The organism is Actinomadura sp. GC306 (assembly GCF_004348665.1).
Lineage (GTDB): Bacteria > Actinomycetota > Actinomycetes > Streptosporangiales > Streptosporangiaceae > Spirillospora.
Genome location: NZ_SMKM01000324.1, coordinates 1 through 6,817 on the forward strand (window position 1 = coordinate 1; position 6,817 = coordinate 6,817).

A 6,817-nucleotide genomic window follows, 5' to 3' on the forward strand; every position below is an offset into this window, starting at 1 on the left:
GTGCCCCGCCCACCCCCTGCAGCGCCCGCGACACGATCAGCGTCTCGATGTTCGGGGCGAGGCCGCACAGCGCCGACGCGACCGCGAACCACAGGACGCCGATGAGGAAGATCCGCCGCCGCCCGAACCGGTCGCCCAGCGAACCGCCGAGCAGGATGAACCCGGCGAGCGTCAGCGTGTAGGCGTTCACCGTCCACTGGAGGCCGGCCATGCCGGCGCCCAGGTCGCGCGCCAGCGCCGGCAGCGCGACGTTCACGACCGTGGCGTCGAGCATGGCCACGCCCGATCCGAGGACCGTCGCCAGCAGGATCCAGCGCCCGGGCCCGGTGCCCAGCCGGACGTCCGCCATCAGGCGGCCGGCTCGTCGGCGAACATGCCTGCATGGTGCCACGCCCGCGCGCGGTCATGCCTCCCGCGGGGTCAAGACCCCCAGTGGTCACGACGCGGTGGTCACGACGACGCGGTGGTCACGGCCCCGCGGCGGTCACCAGTGGTCGGGGCTGAACGGCTCGTCCTCGGGACGCGCGGACCGCGACAGCAGCCGCAGGTCCGACTCGACCATCATCGTCACGAGCTCCTCGAACGTCACCGCGGGCTCCCAGCCGAGCTGCTCGCGCGCCTTCTTCGGGTCGGCGCACAGCAGGTCGACCTCCGCCGGACGGGTGTAGCGGGCGTCCAGGACGACGTGGTCCTCCCAGTTCAGGCCCGCCGTGCGGAACGCGAACTCCACCAGCTCCCGCACCGACTGCGTCTGGCCCGTTCCGATGACGAAGTCCTCGGGGGAGTCCTGCGCCAGCATCATCCGCATCGCGCGGGCGTAGTCGCCCGCGTAGCCCCAGTCGCGCCGGGCGTCGAGGTTGCCGAGGCGCAGCTCGGTCGCCAGGCCCAGCTTGATGCGCGCCGCGCCGAGCGACACCTTCCGCGTCACGAACTCGGCGCCGCGGCGCGGCGACTCGTGGTTGAACAGGATGCCGCTGACCGCGAACATGCCGTAGGACTCGCGGTAGTTCTGCGTGATGTAGTGCCCGTAGCTCTTGGCCACCCCGTACGGGCTGCGCGGATGGAACGGCGTCTCCTCGTTCTGCGGGGTCTCCCGCACCATCCCGAACATCTCCGACGAGGACGCCTGGTAGAAGCGGATCTGCTCGCGGCCCGGCGTCCGGGACGGGCTGATGCCCGACACCACCCGGATCGCCTCCAGCATGCGCAGCACGCCCATGCCGGTGACCTCGGCGGTCAGCTCGGCCTGCTGCCACGACATCGGCACGTAGGAGATCGCGCCGAGGTTGTAGACCTCGTCGGGCTGGACCCGCTCCACCGCCGAGATCAGGCTGCCCTGGTCCAGCAGGTCGCCGGTGGTGATCTGCACGTCGCCGATGTGCTTGCGCAGCCGCGACACATGGGGGTTCGCCTGCCCCCGCACCAGGCCCCAGACCTCGTATCCCAGCCCGAGCAGATGCTCGGCCAGGTACGAGCCGTCCTGTCCGGTGATGCCGGTGATGAGTGCTCGCCTGGACAGCGGATCCTCCATGGCTGAAATAGGTCCGACGCGGGCCCACCACGGGAGGATCCCGCAACGAGCGTGACATATGAGATTACCGACCACTCCAGGGCGATGACGAGAGAGGGCGCCCTTTGGACCGAATTCGCTTCTGGTTGGCCCCGGTGACCCGCGATGTGCCACGGTGAGTGCATCATGACCTCACCGGACGTGCCGCCGCTGCGGCTGAACGGGCGCGACATCGGGCCGCACGCGATCATGGCCGTGGTGAACCGCACCCCCGACTCGTTCTTCGACCGCGGCGCCACCTACGGCTTCGGCGCCGCCCTCGCCGCCGCGGACCGCGCCGTCGCCGCGGGCGCCGACATCGTCGACATCGGCGGGGTGAAGGCCGGGCCCGGGGAGGACGTCGGCGTCGCGGAGGAGCTGCGCCGGGTCGTCGACCTCGTCGCCGCCGTCCGCGAGCGCCACCCCGCCGTGGTGATCAGCGTCGACACCTGGCGCGCCGAGGTCGGCGAGGCGGTCGCGCGGGCCGGCGCCGACCTGCTCAACGACACCTGGGGCGGCCCCGATCCGCGGCTCGCCGAGGTCGCCGCCGCGCACGGGATCGGCCTGGTGTGCTCGCACGCGGGCGCCCTCCCGCCGCGCACCCGCCCGCACCGGATCGGGTACGGCGACGTCGTCGCGGACGTCGTCGCGCACATCACCGGCGAGGCCGAGCGCGCCGCCGCGCTCGGGGTGCGCCGGGACGCGATCCTCATCGACCCCGCGCACGACTTCGGCAAGAACACCCGGCACTCGCTGGAGATCACCCGGCGGCTCCGCGAGCTCACCGGCACCGGCTGGCCGGTGCTGGTCGCGGTGTCCAACAAGGACTTCATCGGGGAGACGCTGGGCCGCCCCGTCGAACGCCGCGGCATCGGCACGATGGCCGTCCTCGGCGTCTCGGCCCTCCTCGGCGCCCGCGTCTTCCGCGTCCACGACGCCGCCGCGGCCCGGCGGGCGCTGGACGCCTGCCGCGCCCTCGGCGCCGGACGGTAGGCACGGGCGGTGGGCACGGGCGGTGGGCGCGCGTTCAGCGGGCGGCGGGCTCCTTCTTCGCCGCGCCGGGGCGGGCGGACCGGGCGGCGCCCTCGCGCTGGCGGGCGCGGTAGGCGGCGACGTGCATGCGGTTGCCGCAGGTGCGGCTGTCGCAGTAGCGGCGGCAGCGGTTGCGCGACAGGTCCACCAGGACGCGCGAGCAGTCGGGCGCCTCGCAGGTGCGCAGCCGGTCGAGCTCGCCCGCCGCCACCACGTACGCCAGCGCCATCCCGCAGTCGGCCGCCAGGTGCTCGCCCAGCGGGGCGCCGGGCGCGAAGAAGTGGACGTGCCAGTCGTAGCCGTCGTGGTCGGTCAGGTGCGGGGTGGTGCGGACCTCCCCGACGATCTCGTTGATCCGGGTCACCGCGGCGTGCACGCCGTCGGCGCGGAACACCGCATGGAAGCGGGCGCGCAGGTCGAGCACGCGGAGCAGGTCGGTGTCGGTGAGCCGGCCGACGTCGCTGAACGCGTTGCGCTCCACGAACGCCCGCAGGCCGGGCAGGCCGCCGAGGTGCTCGGTGCCGGACGCCGCCGCGCCGGTGTTGATGAGGTCGACGACGACGGCGAGCGCGTGCTCGGTGTCATGGGTGAAGATCACAATGACTCCAGTCTCCGGGACCGGGGCGATCGTGTGCCCGGCCGCGCCGCCGGGGCCCGGAACGCGGCCCGTGGTGGGGCATCAACCATATGACGCGGAGCGCGCCCGCCCGCGCGCAACCCCGCCGGGACGCGCCGCCGGCGGCGGCCTGATCCGGCCGGGGTCAGCGCTCGTAGTGGGGGTCGGCCACGACCGGGTAGTAGGCGTCGGTGTGCTGGACGCGCATCGTGACGGCCGCCCCTTCCAGGGCGTAGTCGGCCTTGACCTGGCGGAACATCGAGTCGCTCGCCCACGGGTTGTAGAGGCGGCCCACGGTCGCGCCGTACCGCAGGTGGACGACGTCGTAGCCGCCGGACGGCATCGACTCCAGCGTGAGGCCGTCGGCCAGCGACACGGTGAACCGGAACTCCGAGGGGGCGTCGGGTCCGTGGATGACCGTGAGCAGCCGCACACCGCCGGCCGTCGTCTGCGCGACGATGTCGGTGTCGACGTCCACGCCCACGAACACCCGGAGGCTGGGGCGGAGGACCTGGGCGACGGTGTCGGCCGCGGCGGCGTCGATGCCGAGGTGGATGCGCTGGCCGTCCCGCGTCGGGACCCACACGCCGTCACGGGCGCGCTGGCCCCAGGCGACCTCGGGGTTCTCCAGCTCCTGAGGCTCGTTCTTGCCCCGGGCGACGAGGATCCTGGAGGCGGCGCTCATCGCCGCGGCAGCCCCGTCCCGTGCATGCCTCATGGCGGGCCCCCTCGCCTTTCTTCATCACTTGCGTGACTTCTTGCTCATCTAGGGTTTATCACGGGCCGGACCGGCAGGCTGCGGTCTGACCTGCCGGTGGTGGATTCGTGACGTTCGCCTGGTGCGTCGTTGGACCTTACACCACGCTTATCCGTGCCGGTCGGGCCGGGGCTGGATCGTCCGGGCGGCCGCCTCCGGACAATGATGACGGTGCGCATCCGGGCCGGTACGCAGAAATTACATTGTGCGCCGGCGGGAACGCGGCGCACCATTGATCGCAGCGCACTCGGAGGCAAAGCACGGAGGCAAAGCGCGAAGGGGCGAGCCACCGGTTAGGCGGCCGGATTCCAAACCCGGCGGAAAGTGGGTTCGACTCCTACCGCCCCTGCCGGAACGGGCGATGGGCCGGGCGATGGGCTAGTGGTGCAACGGGAGCACACTTCTCTTGCAAGGAAGCGATCAGGGTTCGACTCCCTGCTGGTCCACGGGCACGCGGAACGGGGCCGTCCGGTCGCCGGACGGCCCCGTCCCGTGCGGGCGGATCGGCCGGACGGTCAGGCGGGCGCGGGCTCGCTCACGGTGACCGGCTCCGACAGCGTCGCGAGGACGCCGCCCAGGTGGTCCAGGGCGTCCGCGATCCAGGGCAGCGACGCCGGGTCGGTGGACGCGAGGGCCGCGAGGCGCTGCTCGTCGTCCTCCCCGTAGAGCAGGCTCGGCGCGACCCGCATCCGCAGCGACGCCGGCGCGTCGCCGAACGAGCTGCCGGGCAGCACGCCGACCCCGTGCCGTTCGAGCAGCAGGTGCGTGAGGTCGCCGGCCGTCCGGACGCCGTGCCGGGCGCGCAGCCCGTCCCGCAGCGGCCCGAAGTCGGGGTAGAGGTAGAAGGCGGCCTCCGGGCGGGCGACGCGGGCGCCCGCGGCGGTGAACCGGGCGGCGACCGCGCCGGTGACCGCCGCGTGCAGCCGCCTGCTGCGGTCGACGTGCTCGACCAGTTCGGGCGGCTCGGCGAACGCGTAGGCGGCGGCGTGCTGCATCGGGGCGGGGGCGCTGGACCAGATCTCGCTCGCCACTCCCAGCAGGCTGTCGCGCAGCGCCCGGCCGAACGGCCCGTCCGGCAGCCGCGCGACGCCGAGCCGCCAGCCGCCCGCCGCGAGGCTCTTGCTCAGCGCGGTCGTCACGACGGTCCGCTCGGGTGCGTGCCGCGCCGGGCTCGGCACCGTCCGGTCCGGCGCGTGCACGAGGTCGCGGTAGATCTCGTCGGAGATCACGACCAGGTCGTGCCGGCGCGCGACCGAGCACAGCCGCCGCACGGTCTCCTCCGAGGCGATCGTCCCCGTCGGGTTGTCGGGGAGCGTCACGACGACCGCGCGCACGTCCCGCCCCCGCGCACGGGCCCGCACCACGGCGTCGGCCAGCAGCGCGGGGCTCGGCACGCCGCCCTCGCTGGGCGGGGTGGCGACGCGGATCGGCTCGGCGCCCACCAGCGACGTCTGCGCGGCGTAGGTCACCCAGCTCGGCGCCGGGACGACGACGTCCCCGCCGAGCGCGGTGAGCAGCGCGTACAGCAGCGGCTTGCTGCCGGGCCCGGCGACGACCGTGGCCGGGTCGGTGGGCAGCCCGCGCCGCGTCCAGTACCCCGCGGCGGCGGCGCGCAGCGCGGCGGACCCGGCGACCGGGCCGTAGCCGCCCCGGCCCGCGGCCGCGCCGAGCTCGCGGGCCAGGGCCGGATGTATCGGTATCCCGGCCTCCCCGAAGCCGAGCGGGAGGACGCGCCGGCCCTCCCTGCGCTTGCGGGCGATCGCCTCGTTCACCGCGAGGGTCGCCGACAGCGGGACGGGGCGCGGGCTGAAGGGCAGCGGCCGGACGGGTGCGGACACTCTCTGGGCAGGCATCGACGCTCCAGGGCATGGCGTATGAAGGCTTTGGAGAAAGGGCAGGGCGACATCGCGGTCGGTGACCGCGCGATCCCCCTGTGCGACCCGGCCGGGCACGGTTCATACTTGCCCGCGAAAAGCATCATCACAAGCGACTCTCGTCGATGGTGGCCATAAGGTGGAGTGATGCTCGAACTGCGCCGGCTCCGGCTGCTCGCCGAGTTCGCCCGCCGCGGCAGCATCGCCGCGACGGCCGCCGCCCTGGGCTACACGCCCTCGGCCGTCTCCCAGCAGCTGTCGGCACTGGAGCGGGAGGCCCGCGTCCCGCTGCTGGACCGCACCGCCCGCAGCGCGGAGCTGACCGATGCCGGCCGCCGCCTGGCCGAGCGCGCCGAGGAGATCCTCGGCCTCGTGGAGACGGCGGAGGCGGAGCTGTCGGCGCACTCGGAGACCCCCATGGGGCGCGTCGTCGTCACCGCGTTCCCCACCGCCGCCGTCGCCTTCGCTCCGGCGCTGGCGCAGAGCCTCGGCGAGCATCCCGGCCTGACGTTCGTGCTGCGCCAGACCCGGCCCGGCGACGGCATCCGGCAGGTCCAGAACGGCGAGGTCGACATCGCCCTCATCGACGACTGGACGGGCAAGGTCCCCGACCAGTCGCCCGCCGCGCTGGAGTTCTTCCACCTGCGCAGGGACCCGCTGGTGCTGGTCGTCCCGTCCACGCACCCCATGTCGGACCCCTCCCGGCCCGTGGACCTGCAGCGGCTCCGGGACGAGCCGTGGCTGGCGGCGCCGCCCGGCGAGCCGTCCCGGCAGGCGGCCGAGCGGCTCCTGGACACCGTCGGCGGGGCCCGGCCGGTGCCGTGGGAGTTCGAGGGCCTGCACACGATCCTGAGCCTCGTCGCGCGGGGGATCGGCATCACCGTGGTGCCGGCGCTGGCCCTCGCCGCCGGTGACCGGGGCGTGGCGGTGCGGCGCATACCCGAGTGCACGCTGGCCCGCGAGGTCTACGCCGTCACCCGGGCCGCGAG

7 protein-coding genes and 2 tRNA genes are annotated in these 6,817 nt (G+C 74.1%); 4 read left to right on the top strand and 5 right to left on the bottom strand.

Annotation, left to right across the window (positions count from 1 at the left end; genetic code table 11):
* Together E1200_RS29495 and E1200_RS29500 are read right to left on the bottom strand one after the other, a co-directional pair.
* A partial coding sequence (locus tag E1200_RS29495) for an MFS transporter (RefSeq protein WP_131955358.1) occupies positions 1-349 on the bottom strand: 349 nt, incomplete at its 3' end.
* 135 nt (positions 350-484) lie between these two features.
* On the bottom strand, positions 485-1,519 hold the full coding sequence (locus E1200_RS29500) for a GDP-mannose 4,6-dehydratase (RefSeq protein ID WP_131955364.1): 1,035 nt from the start codon (positions 1,517-1,519) through the stop codon (positions 485-487).
* A gap of 177 nt (positions 1,520-1,696) precedes the next feature.
* On the opposite strand from E1200_RS29500, the gene folP reads away from it, so the two are divergent.
* Positions 1,697-2,542, top strand: coding sequence for a dihydropteroate synthase (gene folP, locus E1200_RS29505; protein ID WP_131955359.1), 846 nt, complete (start codon positions 1,697-1,699; stop codon positions 2,540-2,542).
* Between the two features lie 34 nt (positions 2,543-2,576).
* Here the strand turns inward: folP and E1200_RS29510 are convergent, their stop codons facing one another.
* Both E1200_RS29510 and E1200_RS29515 read right to left on the bottom strand, forming a co-directional pair.
* Positions 2,577-3,179: a CGNR zinc finger domain-containing protein gene (locus tag E1200_RS29510; RefSeq protein ID WP_131955360.1), complete on the bottom strand. Its 603-nt coding sequence runs from the start codon at positions 3,177-3,179 to the stop codon at positions 2,577-2,579.
* Between the two features lie 163 nt (positions 3,180-3,342).
* Complete coding sequence (locus E1200_RS29515; protein ID WP_131955361.1) at positions 3,343-3,915, bottom strand: hypothetical protein; 573 nt, start codon at positions 3,913-3,915, stop codon at positions 3,343-3,345.
* Positions 3,916-4,231: 316 nt separating this feature from the next.
* Here E1200_RS29515 and E1200_RS34105 point away from each other — a divergent pair.
* Positions 4,232-4,303 (top strand) — tRNA-Trp (locus E1200_RS34105).
* Between the two features lie 26 nt (positions 4,304-4,329).
* Positions 4,330-4,400, top strand: a tRNA-Ala gene (locus E1200_RS29520).
* 69 nt (positions 4,401-4,469) lie between these two features.
* Here E1200_RS29520 and E1200_RS29525 read toward each other — a convergent pair.
* On the bottom strand, positions 4,470-5,807 hold the full coding sequence (locus E1200_RS29525) for a pyridoxal phosphate-dependent aminotransferase (RefSeq protein WP_131955362.1): 1,338 nt from the start codon (positions 5,805-5,807) through the stop codon (positions 4,470-4,472).
* A gap of 168 nt (positions 5,808-5,975) precedes the next feature.
* Between E1200_RS29525 and E1200_RS29530 the strand changes: the two genes are divergently transcribed.
* Positions 5,976-6,817: LysR family transcriptional regulator (locus E1200_RS29530; protein WP_131955363.1), on the top strand; the 842-nt coding region annotated here is incomplete at its 3' end.